16 protein-coding genes are annotated in these 17408 nt (G+C 61.8%); all 16 read right to left on the reverse strand.

The annotated features are described in order from the left end of the window. Positions 1-4 precede the first annotated feature (4 nt). A complete protein-coding gene (locus tag O2N64_RS02725; RefSeq protein WP_271078757.1) occupies positions 5-790 on the reverse strand; it encodes a hypothetical protein in 786 nt (261 codons plus the stop codon). 77 nt (positions 791-867) lie between these two features. Continuing rightward, positions 868-1254 (reverse strand): RidA family protein, encoded by a 387-nt coding sequence (locus O2N64_RS02730; protein WP_271078758.1) that lies wholly within the window; start codon positions 1252-1254, stop codon positions 868-870. 17 nt (positions 1255-1271) lie between these two features. Beyond that, the gene (locus tag O2N64_RS02735; RefSeq protein ID WP_271078759.1) at positions 1272-1760 is read right to left on the reverse strand and encodes a hypothetical protein; all 489 of its coding nucleotides are present in this window, start codon (positions 1758-1760) and stop codon (positions 1272-1274) included. Between the two features lie 2 nt (positions 1761-1762). Further along, entirely contained in the window at positions 1763-2737 is a 975-nt protein-coding gene (locus O2N64_RS02740; protein WP_271078760.1) for a polysaccharide deacetylase family protein, read from the reverse strand. Between the two features lie 5 nt (positions 2738-2742). Next, the gene (locus O2N64_RS02745; protein WP_271078761.1) at positions 2743-4242 is read right to left on the reverse strand and encodes a CoA-acylating methylmalonate-semialdehyde dehydrogenase; all 1500 of its coding nucleotides are present in this window, start codon (positions 4240-4242) and stop codon (positions 2743-2745) included. A gap of 89 nt (positions 4243-4331) precedes the next feature. Then, positions 4332-5111 carry an enoyl-CoA hydratase-related protein gene (locus O2N64_RS02750; protein ID WP_271078762.1) on the reverse strand — a complete coding sequence of 260 codons (780 nt, stop codon included), beginning with the start codon at positions 5109-5111 and terminating at the stop codon, positions 4332-4334. A 58-nt stretch (positions 5112-5169) separates the two neighbouring features. Further along, positions 5170-7203 (reverse strand): acetyl-CoA carboxylase biotin carboxylase subunit, encoded by a 2034-nt coding sequence (locus O2N64_RS02755; RefSeq protein ID WP_271078763.1) that lies wholly within the window; start codon positions 7201-7203, stop codon positions 5170-5172. Further along, complete coding sequence (locus O2N64_RS02760) at positions 7204-7446, reverse strand: hypothetical protein (protein WP_271078764.1); 243 nt, start codon at positions 7444-7446, stop codon at positions 7204-7206. Between the two features lie 41 nt (positions 7447-7487). Next, on the reverse strand, positions 7488-7706 hold the full coding sequence (locus tag O2N64_RS02765) for a hypothetical protein (protein WP_271078765.1): 219 nt from the start codon (positions 7704-7706) through the stop codon (positions 7488-7490). Then, positions 7703-8551 (reverse strand): alpha/beta hydrolase, encoded by an 849-nt coding sequence (locus O2N64_RS02770; protein ID WP_271078766.1) that lies wholly within the window; start codon positions 8549-8551, stop codon positions 7703-7705. Before O2N64_RS02770 ends, O2N64_RS02765 begins: the two co-directional genes overlap by 4 nt. Then, entirely contained in the window at positions 8548-10785 is a 2238-nt protein-coding gene (gene scpA / locus O2N64_RS02775) for a methylmalonyl-CoA mutase (RefSeq protein ID WP_271078767.1), read from the reverse strand. The genes O2N64_RS02770 and scpA overlap by 4 nt, the downstream gene beginning before the upstream one ends. Positions 10786-10902: 117 nt before the next feature. After that, on the reverse strand, positions 10903-11352 hold the full coding sequence (mce, locus tag O2N64_RS02780; protein WP_271078768.1) for a methylmalonyl-CoA epimerase: 450 nt from the start codon (positions 11350-11352) through the stop codon (positions 10903-10905). 346 nt (positions 11353-11698) lie between these two features. After that, the gene (locus O2N64_RS02785) at positions 11699-13231 is read right to left on the reverse strand and encodes an acyl-CoA carboxylase subunit beta (RefSeq protein WP_271078769.1); all 1533 of its coding nucleotides are present in this window, start codon (positions 13229-13231) and stop codon (positions 11699-11701) included. Between the two features lie 84 nt (positions 13232-13315). Then, positions 13316-14719, reverse strand: coding sequence for a lyase family protein (locus O2N64_RS02790; RefSeq protein WP_271078770.1), 1404 nt, complete (start codon positions 14717-14719; stop codon positions 13316-13318). Beyond that, positions 14719-15909, reverse strand: coding sequence for a M14 family zinc carboxypeptidase (locus tag O2N64_RS02795; protein ID WP_271078771.1), 1191 nt, complete (start codon positions 15907-15909; stop codon positions 14719-14721). The genes O2N64_RS02790 and O2N64_RS02795 overlap by 1 nt, the downstream gene beginning before the upstream one ends. After that, entirely contained in the window at positions 15906-17366 is a 1461-nt protein-coding gene (locus O2N64_RS02800; RefSeq protein WP_271078772.1) for an SLC13 family permease, read from the reverse strand. The genes O2N64_RS02795 and O2N64_RS02800 overlap by 4 nt, the downstream gene beginning before the upstream one ends. Positions 17367-17408 lie beyond the last annotated feature (42 nt).

The raw sequence follows: 17408 nt of genomic DNA on the forward strand, positions 1-17408 counted from the left end.
CGCGTCAGCAGCGGATATACACGAATGGCTCGCCATCTTCGAAGCTCTCAGTCAATTGCTGACCATCGGAACTGAGAGTGTAGGTTGTCACCGTAGGAGTGCCTTCGACGCCCTCATCAGAAACGAAAAGCGCGCTCATACGGTATTCTCTATCGTTTACGCGGGTGATGTCGGAAAGCCGTGCCGTGCCGAAGGGGTAAACAAGACGCCGCGCTTCGATAGTGAAGGCGTTGCCGCTATTGCCGGTACAAGCCTCGCCACCTTCTTCATAACCATAGGTCATGTCCCATTCACCATGGAAGCTGCGGGGCAGTCCGCCGCCTTCTTGCGCCACTTCCTGCAGTGGCTCAGCCGGCGCTTCAGCGCAGCGCTCCATCCGCAGGGATGACGATCCCGGCGAGCTCATCATCAGCATGTCAGGCCCTGCCACTGTCAGCCCGAAACGATAGTCTGCTTCGGGAAATTCGGGGTTGCTCACCCGGTCGAATTCGACAACGCCATCGTCCAGAATTTCCATCTTGGACAGTGGCGGCTGGTCGTCGCCCTCGCCCACTTCGGTTGCCGTGATGACAATCGGGTTGGCGCAATCACCCATGAAGCCCCAGGTGCCGTGAAACTCCGCCGGGATTGTGACAGCGGGTTGCTCTGTCAGGGTCTGCCCATCCGCTACCGCAAGCGCGTCAGCCATGCTTTCGCCCGTTTCGTCAGACGCGCTGGCACCGCTTTCCCCGCAAGCCGTCAAGGCCAGCGCAGCGACGACGCCAAGCGGCACGAATAATCCTTTATGCATGAAGCATCCCCCTGATTGTGTTCGCAGTAATGTGAAACAGAACAGCGGGGCTTGTCCAGTGGCTGCGGCGCACCTGCTTACTGATCGGAGATCAGCGCTTCTGCCTCAATCTCGACCAGCCAGTCTTCGCGGCAAAGCCATGCTACGCCGACCATGGTGGCAGCAGGCCGCGCATCGCCGAAATGCTTCTTATGCACTTCGCCGACAGCCTCCTGATCGCCTGGCGAGACGAGGAACATGCGCGTGCGCACCACACCTACTGCGCTGCCGCCCAGGTCTTCGATCGCCTTGATGATGAGGCGGCAACAGCGATCGGCCTGCGCAGCCGCATCGCCTTCAGTCGTGGATCCATCCTCCTCGATTGGGCCTGTGCCCGCGACCACGATGCGATTGCCTTCCTTCACCGCGCGGGTGAAGCCGAATTGCTCTTCAAACGGTGATCCGGATGTTGCGTGGCGGCGCATGAGTTCGATCCTTCTCTTTAGCCAGCGCAGCGTTTGCGGGGCAGCCCGTCGAAGGCATCCTCGCCAACGCCGGACACGATCAGGAACTGGCCTGAGGAATCCATTTCAAACCGATAGGCCTGCTCCCAGCTTTCACCCTCACCGCTCATCGACACGCTGACTAGCCGGTCGCCATTGGACTCGCGCTCGATCCCGGTGATTTCGCCCGAGGATTCGTAGAACTGTAGGGTATCAGCGGTGATTTCGAGCCGCATGTCGGACATGGGATCGCATGTGCCTTCCACATAATCCCACACGCCGTGATAGGTCGGATCGAGCTGGTCGGAATTGGCGAGCTCTTGCGCATCTGTCATGTCTGTCGTTTCTGCGCCTGTCGGCTGAGCGGCTTCCAGAGTCTCCTCGCCATACGCACCTTCGCTCGTCGCCGCGCTTTCCTCCGCCTCGCCGGAACAGGCGGCCAGAGCAAGCGCGCATGGTAGCGCAGTCAGGAGCAGCTTAGTCCGCATCGTCAGTCCTCTTCTTCAATCTGTCCCAGCACACGGCGATCGAATTCGGCCTGCGCCTCTGAAAGTGCATTTCTGGAATACCATCGCGGCGCTGGCAAGTCGCGTTCCCACGCGACCTGCTCGGTCAGCGTGCCCTGTGCGCTCGGGGTATCGTAAGTCGCCGCAAAGGCCGCGAAGGGATCGGCATAGGCCTCGTCTGCCGTGATGATAGACCAGCCATCGGCTTCGAGAGCGTGGATCAGATCGGCGAGGAAGAGCACGGTCACATCGGCCTCATGCAGCAGCATGACATGCGCAGGCGATCGGCCGATCGTCCGCACTGCGAGATCATCGAAGAAATTGGCGGCCTCGACATGGCTCTCGACAAAGAGCTCGCCGAGTGCCTCCATGTCCACGTCGCGGCCTTCGCTGCGCGCTGTGCTGGCAGCCTGATCGTAGAACCAGTCGCTGGCATCGACGGTCACATAGCCATTGGTAAGACCGCGAGCGGCCAGCCCGGCGCGCACGCCATCGCGCTTGGCAATGTCTGCGCGCCCTTCATCGAGGAAGGGATAGCGGAACCACGGCCGGTGGCCTTCCAGTTGCACCAGCCATTCTTCCGCCGCGTCTATTTCGGCGAGATATTCTTCCACCGAGAGATCGCTGAGCGAGGGATGGGTAGCGGCGTGATTGGCCATGACATGACCATCCGCCATATAGGCCAACAGGTGCCCCAGCCCGTTCGCGCGCTCTTGCAGCTTGCCCGTATTGACGAAGAAAGCCGCCTGCTCGACGCCGGCCTCACGCAGAGTTGTCCGCAGCATCTCGGCGCGTTCATCGGTGTCCAGGAAAGCGCCCTGATGCCGCGGGATGTCATCGAACGTAAGCGCGATGCGCCGCTCGCCTACGGGCTCTGCGTCGGTGACGGGCGCGGGAGACGGCATGCAGGCCGCCAGCGCCATTGCCGTGATCAGAACCAACAGCAAACGCGCCAGCATTGTGCTTATCCCATCGTTGGAATGACGAAGGCGTTCGATCCGTCGCCACCGCCATCGGGCCAGCGCTGGGTGACTTTCTTCGCCTTGGTCCAGAAGCGCATGCCTTCCATGCCGTACTGGTCCGCATCGCCAAAGCCCGACCGCTTCCAGCCACCGAAGCTGTGATAGCTCACCGGCACGGGGATCGGCACGTTGATGCCCACCATGCCGACATTCACCCGGTGCGCGAATTCGCGCGCGGCGTGGCCGTTGCGGGTGAAGATGGCGACGCCGTTGCCGTATTGGTGATCGCTCGGCAGCTTGAGCGCATGCTCGAAATCCGTGGCGCGGACGATCTGGAGCACGGGGCCGAAGATCTCTTCCTTGTAGCTTTCCATGTCTGGCGTGACATGGTCGATCAACGTCGGGCCGACGAAGAAACCGTTCTCATGGCCTTGCAGGGTGAAGCCGCGACCGTCGATCACGATCTCGCCGCCTTCGTTTTCCGCCGTGGTGATCCAGTCTTCGACGCGCTGCTTGTGCTCTGGCGTGACGACCGGCCCGTAATGCGCATCCTTGTCGGTCGACACTCCGACGCGCAGCGCATTGATCGCGGGGATGAGCTTTTCCTTGAGCCGCTCTGCGGTGTCTTCGCCCACGGGCACCACCACCGGCAGCGCCATGCAGCGCTCGCCCGCCGAGCCAAAAGCCGCGCCAGACAGATCGTTCACCACCTGGTCGAGATCGGCGTCGGGCATCACAATGCCGTGGTTCTTCGCGCCGCCCATCGCCTGCACTCGCTTGCCCGCAGCAACGCCGCGCTTGTAAACGTAGTGCGCAATGTCGGACGAACCGACGAAGCTGACCGCGGCAATGTCCTCATGATCGAGGATCGCATCGACCATTTCCTTGTCGCCATGCACGACCTGCAACAGTCCTTCAGGCGCGCCCGCTTCGACGAACAATTCGGCGAGCCGCACCGGCACTGAAGGATCGCGTTCCGAAGGCTTCAGAATGAAGGCATTGCCCGCCGCCACGGCCATGCCGAACATCCACATCGGGATCATCGCAGGGAAGTTGAACGGCGTGATGCCCGCGCCAATGCCAAGCGGCTGGCGCATCGAATAAACGTCGATGCCCGGCCCCGCGCCATTGGTGTACTCGCCTTTCAGCACCTGCGGGATGCCGCAGGCGTATTCGATGACTTCGAGCCCGCGCTGCACATCGCCATGGGCATCATCGACAACCTTGCCATGCTCGCTCGAGAGAAGCTCAGCGAGCTCCTGCTTGTGCTCTTCGACCAGCCGCTTGAATTCGAACATCACACGGGCGCGCTTTTGCGGATTGGTCGCCGCCCACTCGGGCTGGACTTTCTTCGCGTTGGCGACAGCGCGGTCGAGCAAAGCCGCATCGCCGAGCGAAACTTCGGCCTGCACTTCGCCTGTCGAAGGGTTCCAGATCTGGTGTTTGCGCGCGGAGGCGTCGCTGCCTTCGAAGCCCTGGATGAAGTGATCGATCTGACGCATGGATATATTCCGTTACAAATGAAACTTGTTGCCTTGGAGCCCTAGGCCTTTGCCGCGCGCGAGTCCAACTCTGGCGCGGCAAATTGAGCTTAGCGGCCCTTCCACTCCGGCGGACGCTTTTCGACGAAGGCTTTCATGCCTTCTGTCTTGTCTTCGGTGGCGGTGAGGATCTGGAACAGGCGCCGTTCGTGGATCATGCCCTGGCTGAGCGTCGTCTCATACGCTGCATCGACCAGCTCCTTGTTCACCTTGACTGCCATGGGCGCCATGGAGGCGATAGTTTCGGCGGCCTTCATTGCTTGGTCGAGCAGCTGATCATGCGGCACCACGCGGGCGACGAGGCCAGCGCGCTCGGCTTCTTCGGCATCCATCATCCGGCCCGTCAGGCACAGATCCATCGCTTTCGACTTGCCGACCGCGCGGGTGAGACGCTGGCTGCCACCCATGCCGGGTGCAACGCCCAGCTTGATTTCGGGCTGGCCGAATTTCGCATTCTCGGAAGCGATGATGAAATCCGCCATCATGGCGACCTCGCACCCTCCGCCGAGCGCAAAGCCGTTGACCGCAGCGATCCACGGCTTGCGCGTTTTCGCGGTCATTTCGTTCCAGCCGGCGAAGAAGTCTTCATTGTAGAATTCGGCCGCGGGCTTGTCAGCCATTTCCTTGATGTCGGCGCCAGCGGCAAAGGCCTTGTCGCCAGAACCTGTGATGACCGCGCAGCCCTGGCTGTCATCGGCGTCATACTCGGCAAAGGCTTTCGTCAGTTCGGCCAGCACAGTGGTGTTGAGCGCATTCAGCGCATCGGGACGATTGATAGTGATCAGCGTGACCGAACCGCGCTGTTCGGTGGTGATGGTTTCGTATGCCATGGTTTGTGGTCCTGAAAATCTGTGTTTTTTCGCTTCTGTAAAGGAAGCGCGTGAGGGGCTATTCGAGTTCCAGAATCACCGCATCCACAACGAGCGTCTCGCCTTCTTCGGCATTGATGGTGGCGATAGTGCCCGCCTTCTCGGCGCGCAGGATGTTCTCCATCTTCATCGCCTCGACCGTGGCGAGCGGCTGTCCGGGCTGGACTTCCTCGCCCTCCTCGACATGCAGTTTCACCAGCAGGCCGGGCATCGGGCAAAGCAGCATTTTGGAAGTGTCGGGCGGCTCTTTTTCGATCATGTGTCCGGCGTGCTCGGCCAGCCGCGCTTCGAGGACGCGCAGCTCATGGCTCGCGCCGTGGGTGGTCATGACATAGCCGGTGCGGGTGCGATCAATACCGATGCCGTAGCTGGCCACCGCTTCCGCATCTTCATCGGTGCTGTCGAACACCGAGACATCGACCATTTTTTCGCCCGGCGTGTAGGTAAATTCGAGAACGACCTGTTCGCCGTCGACGAGCAAGCCTTCCTCGCCCAGCGTAACCTCGTGGTCACTCTCACCATTGCGGATAATCCAGTCGCCGGGCGGAAGCAGCGGGCCGTTGAGCTGGCCCGAAATCCGCCGTGCGCGATCGGCATCGGCTGTGGCCATGACGCCTGCTACCGCGGCGAGGACGCGCCACGTCTGGTCACTGACAGCTGCACCCTCAAACCCATCGGGATATTCCTCGGCGATAAAGCCGGTGGTGAGTTCACCGCTGCGGAAGCGCGGATGCTGCATCAGCGCGGAGAGGAAATCGACATTGTGGCCGAGCCCGTCGAGCTCGATCCGGTCGAGCGCGGCGATCTGCAAATCCGCCGCTTCGTCACGCGTCGGTGCCCATGTCACCAGCTTGGCGATCATTGGATCATAGAAGATCGAGACCTCGCCGCCTTCCTGTACGCCGGAATCGAAGCGGGTGCCGTCCACACCGCGAAGGTCGCCCGCCCATGGCTCCACGGGGGTGCGATATCGCACCAAGCGACCGGTTGAAGGGAGGAAGCCGCGATACGGGTCTTCGGCGTAAATCCGGTTCTCGATCGCCCAGCCATCGATACCGATATCGTCCTGCGACATCGCGAGCTTTTCGCCCGCCGCAATGCGGATCATTTGCTCGACCAGGTCGATGCCGGTGATCGCTTCGGTGACGGGGTGTTCCACCTGCAGTCGGGTGTTCATTTCGAGGAAGTAGAAGCTTTCGCCCGTCGGGTCCGCGCCGCTGACGATCAGCTCCACCGTGCCCGCCGAGTGGTATCCCACGGCCTGCGATAATGCGACCGCCTGCTCACCCATCTTACGGCGCATTTCGGGCGTGACGAAGGGAGACGGCGCTTCCTCGACCACCTTCTGGTGGCGGCGCTGGATGCTGCATTCGCGCTCGTTCAGATAGAGCACCGTGCCGTGCTTGTCGCCGAGCACCTGGATCTCGATATGGCGCGGGTCTTCGATAAATTTCTCGATGAAGACGCGGTCGTCGCCGAAGCTGTTGAGGCCCTCGCGCTTGGTCGCCTCGAACCCGTCCTTCACATCCTGATCGTTCCACGCGAGCCGCATGCCCTTGCCGCCGCCGCCAGCGCTGGCCTTCATCATCACCGGATAGCCGATTGCGTTGGAAACGCTCAGCGCCTCGTCGGTCGTATCGATGGCATCTTCGGAGCCGGGGACGGTGTTGACGCCCGCTTCCTTGGCGAGCTTCTTGGACTCGATCTTGTCGCCCATCGCCGCAATCGCGCTGGCGGGCGGGCCGATAAAGGCGATGTTCTCTTTCTCCAGCGCCTCGACGAAGCTCGCACGTTCGGACAAGAAGCCATATCCCGGATGCACCGCCTCTGCCCCGGTCTGCTTGCAAGCCGCGATGATCTTGTCGGCGAGCAAGTAGCTCTCGGCAGCAGGCGGCGGTCCGATATGCACGGCCTCATCGGCCATCTGCACGAAAGGCGCGCGCGCATCGGCATCGGAATAAACCGCGACCGTGGCGATATCCATGCGCCGCGCAGTCTTGATGACCCGGCACGCGATTTCACCACGATTGGCGATGAGGATTTTGGAGAACATTTAGGTATTTACCCCTTGATTGTCAGAGAGGCGGACCATCGCCTGCCAAGCCGTGATTTGATCGCCCTGCTGCAAATCCGTCCATGTCGCGCCGTCACCGACGTGTTTCGACAGATGACGTATGAAATCATGAAAGTCTTCGTATGCGATGTCAGGCGCCGCAAGCTCCGTCCCGACATAGCCGTTCGCCGCCCACATTAAACCGCTGGAAGTCGCCTCGCACCACAAGTGAATATACTCCAAGTCAGGCCGAGCGACTTCGACGCGTATAATTGGAGACCCGCTCACTCCGCGCCCTCCCACAACCGCTTAATCGCCCACGCCCATACCAGCATCAGCGCGAGGGCGACCAGCCACAGCACGTTCTCATACCAGTATGGCGCGTCGGGAAAGCCGGAGATGCGCGCATCTTGCTTTTCCGATGCCGATCTGCCCGCGAGGCAGGATGTCGGCAGCAGGACCAATGTGATGATGACCGAGCGAAAGATGAAGCTCTTGTTCACTCTCCCTCCTCGCACGGCACGTCAAAACCCCATTCCGCATCGAAATCATACCCGGTCGGCAGCAGGTACTGCATCACCGTGGGGGTGAGGATGTGGTAGGCGGTCGCGTGCGTCAGTTCAGGCGTTGCGAGCAAGCAGCCCTGCTCTCCCGCTACCGCTGCGACCATTTCAACCGCTTGCTGCGTTTCCGGACCTTCGTTGGAATAGCTGATGATAAGACGCGGCGCGTCATCCTCGCCAGCCCGTGTTTCCGCAGCCGAGCGGGCGAGCGCCTGGCCGTCCCACCACAGGCTGGGATTGACCGCGCCATAGGCATCGAAGAGGTCCGGTTCTATCAGCCACGTTTCGACGATGAAAAGCCCCGCAAGCGATTCCCCGAGCGCCACATCCGTGCCGTCGGTGCGATAGGTGCTGTCGATCAGCGGCTTTACCTCGTCGCGGATAAAGGCGCGAAAAGCTGAGGCATTGCCCGCTGTCGGAAAAGCCTCCTGCTCCTCCGCCGTTCCGGTCGATCCGATCAGCTCCGCGCGGCGATCGCGCGTTGTGATGCCGACGACGATCGCGGACTGCGAGCGGCCCCACAGCGCATTGAGCGCACTGGTGCCGGTGACGTGGAGGAAATCCTGGTTCATGCCGCCATCGATCAGGTAAATGACCGGAAAGGCCTCCTCGCCCTCGCGATAATCGGTCGGCAGGTAGACATTGATATGCCGCGCGACAGGCTCTTCATCGAAGGCGAGCATGTGCGTTTCGCCAATGGTTATCGGCGCAGCATCTTGCGCCAGCGCGGGGCTGACGGTCAGTGCAACACTCGCTGCGAAGACAAGCGCGGCGCGGCGGATCACTCGGCATCCTCCAGCGTTTCGTCGGCGGGAGGCATGTTGTGGCCGAGTAGGCGCAACACATCCGCCGCCGCCTCGACCACATTGGTGCCCGGCCCGTAAATGCCCTGCACACCGGCCGTTTTGAGAAACTCATAGTCGGGCTGCGGGATCACGCCGCCTGCCACCACCTTGATATCCGCGCGGCCTGCATCGCGTAGGTGCTGGATCAGTTCGGGGATCAGGGTCTTATGGCCTGCCGCGAGTGAGCTTGCGCCCACGGCATCGACATCGTTGTCGAGCGCCATTTTCGCCGTTTCTTCCGGCGTCTGGAACAGCGGGCCGGAGAGCACGTCGAAGCCCATGTCGGCAAAGGCGGATGCGATCACATTCGCGCCGCGATCGTGCCCGTCCTGCCCCATCTTCGCGACGAGGATACGCGGCTTGTGACCGAGGCGGCGCGCGACGGCTTCGACACCGGCAACGACTTGCGCGTAACGCTCGTCATTCTCGTAAGCCGCGGCGTAAACGCCCTTCACGGGCTTGGGCAGCGTGTCATAGCGACCGAAAGCGTTTTCCATCGCGCTGGAGATTTCGCCCAGCGTCGCATCGTGGCGGGCGGCCTCGACTGCAAGGGCGAGGAGATTTTGCGAAAGGTCCGTTCGTGCTGAGCTTGTCGAAGCGCGATTGTCCTCCGCCGCGCCTAGTCGCCCTTCGACAGGCTCAGGACGAACGGGGGTGGTGCGGCATGCTTCGGTAAGCGCCTTCAACGCCTCCTGGCATGCGCTCTCATCGCGGCCCGAACGGACTTTCTCCAGCCGCGCGATCTGGCTCTGGCGCACCGCGTGATTGTCGATATCGAGCGTGTCGATTTCGTCTTCCTTGTCGCGGCGGTACTTGTTCACGCCGACGATCACTGTCTCGCCCTTGTCGACCTTGGCCTGCTTCGCGGCTGCAGCTTCCTCGATCGCGGCCTTCGGCGCGCCGGAGGCCACGTAAGCGGTCATCCCGCCCGCTTCCTCGACTTCGGCCAGCAATTCGCGCGCCTTGTCGGCGATTTCGGCGGTCAGCGCCTCGATGTAATAGGAGCCACCCAGCGGATCGGCGACATTGGTGATGCCGGTCTCTTCCTGTAGGATAAGCTGGGTGTTGCGGGCGATGCGGGCGCTGAAATCCGTGGGCAGCGCGATGGCTTCATCCAACGCATTGGTGTGCAGAGATTGCGTCCCGCCGAGCACTGCCGAAAGCGCTTCCAGCGTGGTGCGGATGACGTTGTTGTAGGGGTCCTGCTCCTGCAGCGAGACGCCGCTCGTCTGGCAATGCGTACGCAACATTTTCGACTTGGGGTTTTTGGCGCCCAGATCTGTCATGACATCGTGCCACAGCATGCGCGCGGCGCGCATCTTGGCGATCTCCATGAAGAAGTTCATGCCGATGCCCCAGAAGAAGGACAGGCGCGGCGCAAAGGCATCGATGTCGAGGCCCGTTTCCATCGCCCGCTTCGCATATTCCTTACCGTCGGCGATGGTGAAGGCGAGCTCCTGCACCGCCGTCGCCCCGGCCTCGTGCATGTGATAGCCGCTGATCGAGATGCTGTTGAACCGCGGCATGTGCTGGCTGGTGTAGGCGATGATGTCCGACACGATCCGCATCGATGGCTCGGGCGGATAGATATAGGTGTTGCGGACCATGAACTCCTTCAGGATGTCGTTCTGGATGGTGCCGCTGAGCTTATCCTGAGAAACGCCTGCCCGCTCCGCCGCGACGATATAGAACGCCATCACCGGGATCACCGCGCCGTTCATCGTCATGGAGACGGACATCTCGTCGAGCGGGATCTGGTCGAACAGAATTTCCATGTCGCGCACGGTGTCGATGGCGACCCCCGCCTTGCCGACATCGCCAACAACGCGCGGATGGTCGCTGTCATATCCGCGGTGGGTGGCAAGATCGAAAGCGACCGACAGGCCCTTCTGTCCTGCAGCAAGGTTGCGGCGGTAAAAGGCGTTCGATTCCTCGGCGGTGGAGAAGCCCGCATATTGCCGGATTGTCCACGGGCGGCCAGCGTACATGCTGGCATAGGGTCCGCGGGTGAAGGGCTCGAAACCGGGCAGGCCCGGGCCTTCGTCAGGCGCATCTTCCGCCGTGTAGAGCGGCTGCACGGCGATGCCTTCGGGCGTGTGCCACGTCAGGTCGCGCCCTTTGACTTCCTTCGCGGCCTTTTCCTGCCAGTCTGCCTTGGTGGGTTTGTCAGTCATAAAACAATCCGGATGCCCTGAGCTTGTCGAAGGGCTGCACTTTCTTTTGTAGGCCCGCGCTTCAACAAAAGCAGCCCTTCGACAAGCTCAGGACGAACGGGTGTGTGGTTGATGCCCTCAATTGGACCAATGCGCGCCGTCCTTGGGCGTTTCCATGATTTCGGTCAGCTGGCCCATCATGTCCTTCGGGTGGAGGAAGAAGATCGGCGTGCCATGCGCACCGATGCGGGTGGGGCCGAGGATGCGCTTGCCTAGCTCCTCGAACCATTTGCGCGCGTCCTCGATATCCTCGACTTCGTAACAGACATGGTGCTGCCCGCCCGCCGGGTTCTTCTCGAGGAAATTGGCGAGCGGACTGTCGGGGCCGAGCGGCTCGATCAGCTCGATCTGTGTGCCTTCCGTGCCGTTCTGGCCGGGCGTGTCGACAAAGCAGACCTTCACCCCCTGCGCCTCGAGGTCGAATGGCTCATGGAACGAGGTCGCGCCCATGACATTGCGGTAATAGCGTATCGATTCCGCGATGGATGGCGTGGCTACACCGATATGGTTGAGACGGCCTAGTTTCATGATGCGGCTCCCAAGAATTCCATGACCTCAGTCCACTTTGCCACTAGCAAAACGCTGGGGCCGACAACGCCAAGCAACGCAAAGATTGCAATGTACATCCAGAACAACAGAGGCTCTTTGTCTCTGGTTGATGTCCGCCCGCGAAAGGTTAGCGCCCCTTCTTGCAATGACACTCGGATTCCCCAAACAGCCCATATCGGCATGGCTACAATCATCGATAGAATGCCCGCAGCTTGACCAAATGCCTCCCAAACCAATAGCAAAGCTATCGAAAGCGCGACACCAAGCACCCATCGGCTAACTGCCATTAAGCGCCCATCCTCGAATGCAAGCCCGAGACGAAAACTCACAGCGGCAGATTATCATGCTTCTTCCACGGATTCTCGAGCTGCTTGTTCCGCAGCTTCCGCAGCCCCAGCGCGATCCGCTTGCGGGTCGAGTGCGGGTAGATCACTTCGTCGATATAGCCGCGTGAGGCTGCCACGAAGGGGTTGGCGAAGCGGTCTTCGTATTCCTTCGTTTTCTCGGCGATCTTTTCGGGGTCGTCGCGGTCCTTGCGGAAGATGATTTCCACCGCGCCTTTGGCGCCCATCACGGCGATTTCGGCGGTCGGCCAGGCGTAGTTCAAATCGCCGCGCAGGTGCTTCGAGGCCATCACATCATAGGCGCCGCCATAGGCCTTGCGCGTAATAATAGTGATCTTGGGCACGGTCGCCTCGGCATAGGCGAAGAGCAGCTTTGCGCCGTGCTTGATGATGCCGTTGTGTTCCTGCGCGGTGCCGGGGAGGAAGCCGGGCACGTCCACCAGCGTCACGATCGGGATGCTGAAGGCATCGCAGAAACGCACGAAGCGCGCGGCCTTGCGGCTGGCATTGATGTCGAGCACGCCCGCCAGCACCATCGGCTGGTTGGCGACGAAGCCCACCGGGCGGCCTTCGATGCGGCCGAAGCCGGTGATGATGTTGGCGCCGTGTTCGGGCTGGATTTCGAAGAAGGTGCCCTCGTCCACCACCTTCGCGATCACCTCATGCATGTCATAGGGCATGTTGGCATTGGCGGGGATGATCGTGTCGAGGCTTTCCTCGTGCCGGTCCCACGGATCGTCGGTCGGCAGTTCGGGCAGATCGGCCTTGTTGTTGGCAGGCAGGAAACCCATCAGGTCGCGCGCGGCGAGCAGCGCCTCGATATCGTTTTCAAGTGCGAGGTCGGCAACCGAAGTCTTGGTGGTGTGCACCACTGCCCCGCCAAGTTCTTCCTGTGTGACTTCCTCATTGGTGACGGTCTTCACCTCTTCGGGCCCGGTCACGAACATGTAGGAGCTATCCTTCACCATGAAGATGAAGTCAGTCATGGCGGGCGAATACACCGCACCGCCCGCGCATGGCCCCATGATCAGCGAGAGCTGCGGCACCACGCCGGATGCGAGCACATTCGCCTGAAACACTTCGGCATAGCCGCCGAGCGATGCCACTCCTTCCTGAATACGCGCGCCGCCGGAATCGTTGAGGCCGATGACCGGCGCACCCACGCGCATCGCCATGTCCATGACCTTGCAGATCTTCTCCGCATGCCGCTTGGACAATGAGCCGCCGAAGACAGTGAAATCCTGCGAGAATACGTAAACGAGCCGGCCATTGATCGTGCCCGACCCAGTGACGACGCCATCGCCCGGGATCTTTTGGCTTTCCATGCCGAAATCGACGCAATCGTGCTCGACATAAGTGTCCAGCTCTTCGAAGGAATCCTCGTCAAGTAGGACGTCCAGCCGCTCTCGCGCGGTCAGCTTGCCCTTGGCGTGCTGTGCGTCGATGCGCTTTTGTCCGCCGCCCATGCGGGCAGCTTCACGGCGGCGTTCCATTTCGGCGATATTCGCGGACATATCTGTGGCTCTCCTCGTGCCAATGCCGTTGCACGGGAAACCGGTTGAGGTCAACGCATCGGGCAGCCAATCATGGCCGCGATGTTACATTGCGCAGGCGGGTGCTTCCTGCGGCTGGGCCTCGAGCCAGGCGATGGTCGCATCGACCTGTTCTGCTGAAGCACCGAGATAGCTGTCGAAATCGAGCAGCTCGTCGATCTGTCCGGCGATCAGCGGAGCCAGCCTGTCATCTGCGAGCAAAGCTTCGCGGAAGGGAATACCCTCTTCCTGCGCGTGATTGGCGGCTTCGGCGACATGTTCTTCCGCAGCTTCCTTGCCAAGCTCATCTTCGACCGCGAAGACGATCCGCTGGGCGAGCACCATGCCATCCGTGCTTTCGAGATTGGCGCGCATCCGATCCGGATTGATCACCAGCCGATCGAGCAGCGTGTTGAGATCGCCCGTCATCTCTCCTGCCGCCAGCGAGATATCCTCGATGGTCGAATTGGGGCGCGAAGTGTTGTCGCGTTCGAAATAGTTCGCCACGTCGTCGATCAAAATGCTCGAAATCGCGGGGATCACCCGGCCTGCATGCATCAGCTGTTCGGAGCGGCTGGGATTGATCTTGTGCGGCATGGAGCTCGAGCTGACCGCTGTCGAAATGCGCCGCTCGTAGAGCTCGCCGATATCGGTCATCTGCATCAGGAACACCTCTTGCCCGACATGCGCCTGCGTGCGCGACATGATGGCGAGCACGCTGGCATATTCGCCGAACACATCGCGAAGCCCGTGCCAATCCGCCGGTGTCACCGGGCCGAGGCCGAGATAGTCCGCCGCTGCGATCTCCATTGCCGGGCCATCGGGGCCGAGCCCCAGATGCGTGCCGACCGCGCCGCGCAGCACGCCAAGCGTTCCCACCCGGCACGCGACTGCATCGAGCCGCTCGATATTCCTGCGATTGGCCGCCGCCCATGTCGCCACTTTCTTGCCGAAAGTGATCGGCAGAGCATGCTGGCCGAGCGTGCGCCCGACCATTGGCGTATCGCGATGCTCCCGCGCCAGCGCGATCATGCGGCCTTCTGCCTCCACAAGATCGGCGCGCAGCAGGGCAATCGTCTGGCGGATCTGCAGGATGCGCACCGTGTCATAGACATCGACTGTGGTGACACCGCGGTGGAGCGCATTGCTCGCATCTTCCGACAGCACTCGCCGCCACACATTGAGCAGCGCAACCATGCGGTGGCGCACGCGGCTGTATTCATCGGAAACGTCTTCGAGCGGGGCGTATTCGATCGACGCGGTGCGCGCGATTTCGTCCGCCGCCTCCTGAGAGATATAGCCGTAATCGGCCTGTGCCTGCGCGAAAGCCGCCTCGACATCCATCACCAGCTCGTTGCGATATTCGTCGGTGAACACGGCATCCACATCATCGGGAACGGGTGTTTCCGATTGCGCGAATGCGGGTGTGGAGCCGCATAACAGGGCGGCAAGCAGGGCGCGTTTGAACATCAGTCGGTCTCCGCAGGCGGAAAGTCTTCGAGCAATTGTGCCATCATGGCTTCTGCAGCCGCGCGTGCAAGCCGCTGGGTGCGCGCAAGATCGGTCTCGTCGCCGATTTCGAGCGTTACGCCCGGACGGTGAAAGGTGCGGGTAAACCAGCTGCGCGCCGTGGGCAGGCCGGGATTGTTGCCGGTGATCGGTTCGAAGCCGGGCTCGTCACCCATCCTCGCATCCACACGCGCGATCCAGTTGGAGAGGAACGGCTCCACACCCGGCGCATCGGGCTGCGGCACATAAAGGACATCGCCCACCCGCGTTGCATGGAAATCGACCATCAGAACAGGCCGCTCGCCCGCCTGCCAGCGATCGTAGACGAAGCTGCCAACAGCATGGCTTTCGATCTGCGAGTAGATACCCCAGTCGCGGTTCAAATCCTCCAGTCCCGCCGTCGTGCGCCAGTGCCCCGCCGCGATCCCATCGGGATTGAGCAGCGGGAAAGCGTCGATCCGGAAGCGGGCGCGGAACCGGTTGGCGAGTGCACCATCCTCCGCGATCCGCTCCAGAAATGCGCGCATGGCGAGGGAGCCGGACACTTCTGGCGGGTGCTGTCCGCCGAGCAATAGCACGATGAGCGGGCTATCGCTCACATCTGACGTGAGCCGGACGATGTTGCGCCCTTCACGCGAAGCACCGGCGATATGGAAGGAGAAGTCACTGGCTTCAGCGAAACCGCGCGCCCATGCGACGCGATCGGGACTTGGGATGACCGGCTGGGCAGATACGCGGAAGCGCCCGGCAGGGAGAGTCAGCGTCAATATGGCGCGCTCGCCAAGGTCCTCGGTCGAAACACTCGGCTCCATCTCCGCGCGCGAAGTATCGCGCACTTCGATTTTCGGGACGTAGCGATGCTCGCCATAGGTATAGCGGAGTTCCACCTCCACGGTGGCTGGCTGTTCTGCCGTGATATCGAAAGCATACCACGGGCTGCGATTGATGGGCGTCGTTTCGGGCGCGATGGTGATGGCAAATCCCGTGTCGGTGCGCTCGCAATCGCGGCCACCCGCTCCCTCGAAATCGAGATGGAGGCCGACCTCGCCGTCAGCGCATGACTCGGATCGTCCGTCCTGCGCTGCAGCAGGCATCGCGCCCACTGCCACTGCCGCGCCAATCAGAGAGAGAAAGGCTCGGCCGAATTTCACCCGAACACCACCGGCACCAAATAGATCGCCGCCAGTGCCAGCACGCCCACGCCTACGAGGTTGAGGACGAAGCCCGCCCGCATCATGCGAGGAATGGATACCGCGCCAGAGCTAAACACGATTGCGTTCGGCGGGGTCGCTACCGGCAGCATGAACGCACAGCTGGCAGCAAGCGTCACCGGTACCACGAACAGCAGCGGGTCCTGCCCGGTCTCAACCGCAACGGCCGCCATTACCGGCAGGAAAGTGGCCGTGGTGGCAAGATTGCTGGTCAGCTCGGTGAGGAAAATCACCAGCGCCGTCGCCGCGATCAGCAGCAGGGCGATATTAAATGTGCCAAGCGGCGCGAGCGACTGGCCGATCCATTCGGTGAGACCGCTATCGGTCATCGCGCCCGCCAGTGCGAGGCCGCCGCCGAACAGGATCAGGACCCCCCACGGCAGGCGGCGCGTATCGTCCCAGGTGACCAGCGCCTTGCCATCGTCCCCGCTGGGAATGATGAAAGCGAGCACCGCCATCGCCATCGCAATACCGGCATCGGAAAGGCCCTCCAACCCGGTGAGGTCTGCTACAACGCCACGGAACATCCAGCCGATCACGAGGAAGGCAAACAACAGCGCGGTACGCTTTTCGCCCGTGCTTGCCTTGCCCAATTCGCCGCTCAGCCGCGTGAGGTGCCGCTTGGCTTCTTCCGTCGCGCGGAAGCGGACTTTGTACATCAGCTGCGTCAGCACCAGCCAGGTAATCGGCAGCATAACCAACGCAACGGGCAGACCGACCAGCATCCAGCGGCGAAAGTCGATCTCGATGCCGTAATTGTCTTCCAGGAAGCCGGCCATGAAAGCATTGGGGGGAGTGCCGACCAGCGTCGCGACCCCGCCCAGCGTTGCGCCATAGGCAAGGCCGAGCAGCAGCGCGGTCTCGAAATCGGCGCGTTCCTTATTGCCCATATCGCTCATGGAATCGCGGATCACGGCGATCACCGACATGGCGATCGGCAGGAGCATGAGCGTGGTCGAGGTGTTGGAAATCCACATGCTGATCGCCGCAGCCGCCAGCATGAAGCCGCCGATCAGCGAGCGGCCATTGACCCCTGCCATGCGGAAAATCTGCAGGGCGACACGCCGGTGCAGGCCCGATCGCTCGATAGCGAGCGCGATGACGAAACCGCCGAGGAACAGGTAGATAATCGGATTGGCATAGCGCGGCGCGACTTCGTCAATCGGCAACACGCCTGCAAACGGCAGCACCACGAGTGGCAGGAATGCGGTGACGGCGACCGGAATGGCCTCCGTCGCCCACCACACTGCCATCAGCACCGCCATCGCCGCCACAAACCGTGCGGGCTCTCCCAGCCCCGCTGGGTCGAACAGCGCATAGGTAATCAGGGACAGCACCGGTCCTCCAAACAGGCCGATAGTCTGATAGCGCGGACGTTCTTCCTGCGCAGTTGTCATAAATTCTCCAGCCAGGCTGATTGTGTATCAGAAAATACGCCC

This window comes from Aurantiacibacter sp. MUD61 (assembly GCF_027912455.1).
In the GTDB taxonomy this organism is placed as follows: domain Bacteria; phylum Pseudomonadota; class Alphaproteobacteria; order Sphingomonadales; family Sphingomonadaceae; genus Alteraurantiacibacter.

Bases quoted from the DNA above. Each gene is read 5' to 3' on its own strand.
- O2N64_RS02725 (WP_271078757.1), bottom strand. From the start codon at position 790: ATGCATAAAGGATTATTCGTGCCGCTTGGCGTCGTCGCTGCGCTGGCC.
- O2N64_RS02730 (WP_271078758.1), bottom strand. From the start codon at position 1,254: ATGCGCCGCCACGCAACATCCGGATCACCGTTTGAAGAGCAATTCGGC.
- O2N64_RS02735 (WP_271078759.1), bottom strand. From the start codon at position 1,760: ATGCGGACTAAGCTGCTCCTGACTGCGCTACCATGCGCGCTTGCTCTG.
- O2N64_RS02740 (WP_271078760.1), bottom strand. From the start codon at position 2,737: ATGCTGGCGCGTTTGCTGTTGGTTCTGATCACGGCAATGGCGCTGGCG.
- O2N64_RS02745 (WP_271078761.1), bottom strand. From the start codon at position 4,242: ATGCGTCAGATCGATCACTTCATCCAGGGCTTCGAAGGCAGCGACGCC.
- O2N64_RS02750 (WP_271078762.1), bottom strand. From the start codon at position 5,111: ATGGCATACGAAACCATCACCACCGAACAGCGCGGTTCGGTCACGCTG.
- O2N64_RS02755 (WP_271078763.1), bottom strand. From the start codon at position 7,203: ATGTTCTCCAAAATCCTCATCGCCAATCGTGGTGAAATCGCGTGCCGG.
- scpA (WP_271078767.1), bottom strand. From the start codon at position 10,785: ATGACTGACAAACCCACCAAGGCAGACTGGCAGGAAAAGGCCGCGAAG.
- mce (WP_271078768.1), bottom strand. From the start codon at position 11,352: ATGAAACTAGGCCGTCTCAACCATATCGGTGTAGCCACGCCATCCATC.
- O2N64_RS02785 (WP_271078769.1), bottom strand. From the start codon at position 13,231: ATGTCCGCGAATATCGCCGAAATGGAACGCCGCCGTGAAGCTGCCCGC.
- O2N64_RS02790 (WP_271078770.1), bottom strand. From the start codon at position 14,719: ATGTTCAAACGCGCCCTGCTTGCCGCCCTGTTATGCGGCTCCACACCC.
- O2N64_RS02800 (WP_271078772.1), bottom strand. From the start codon at position 17,366: ATGACAACTGCGCAGGAAGAACGTCCGCGCTATCAGACTATCGGCCTG.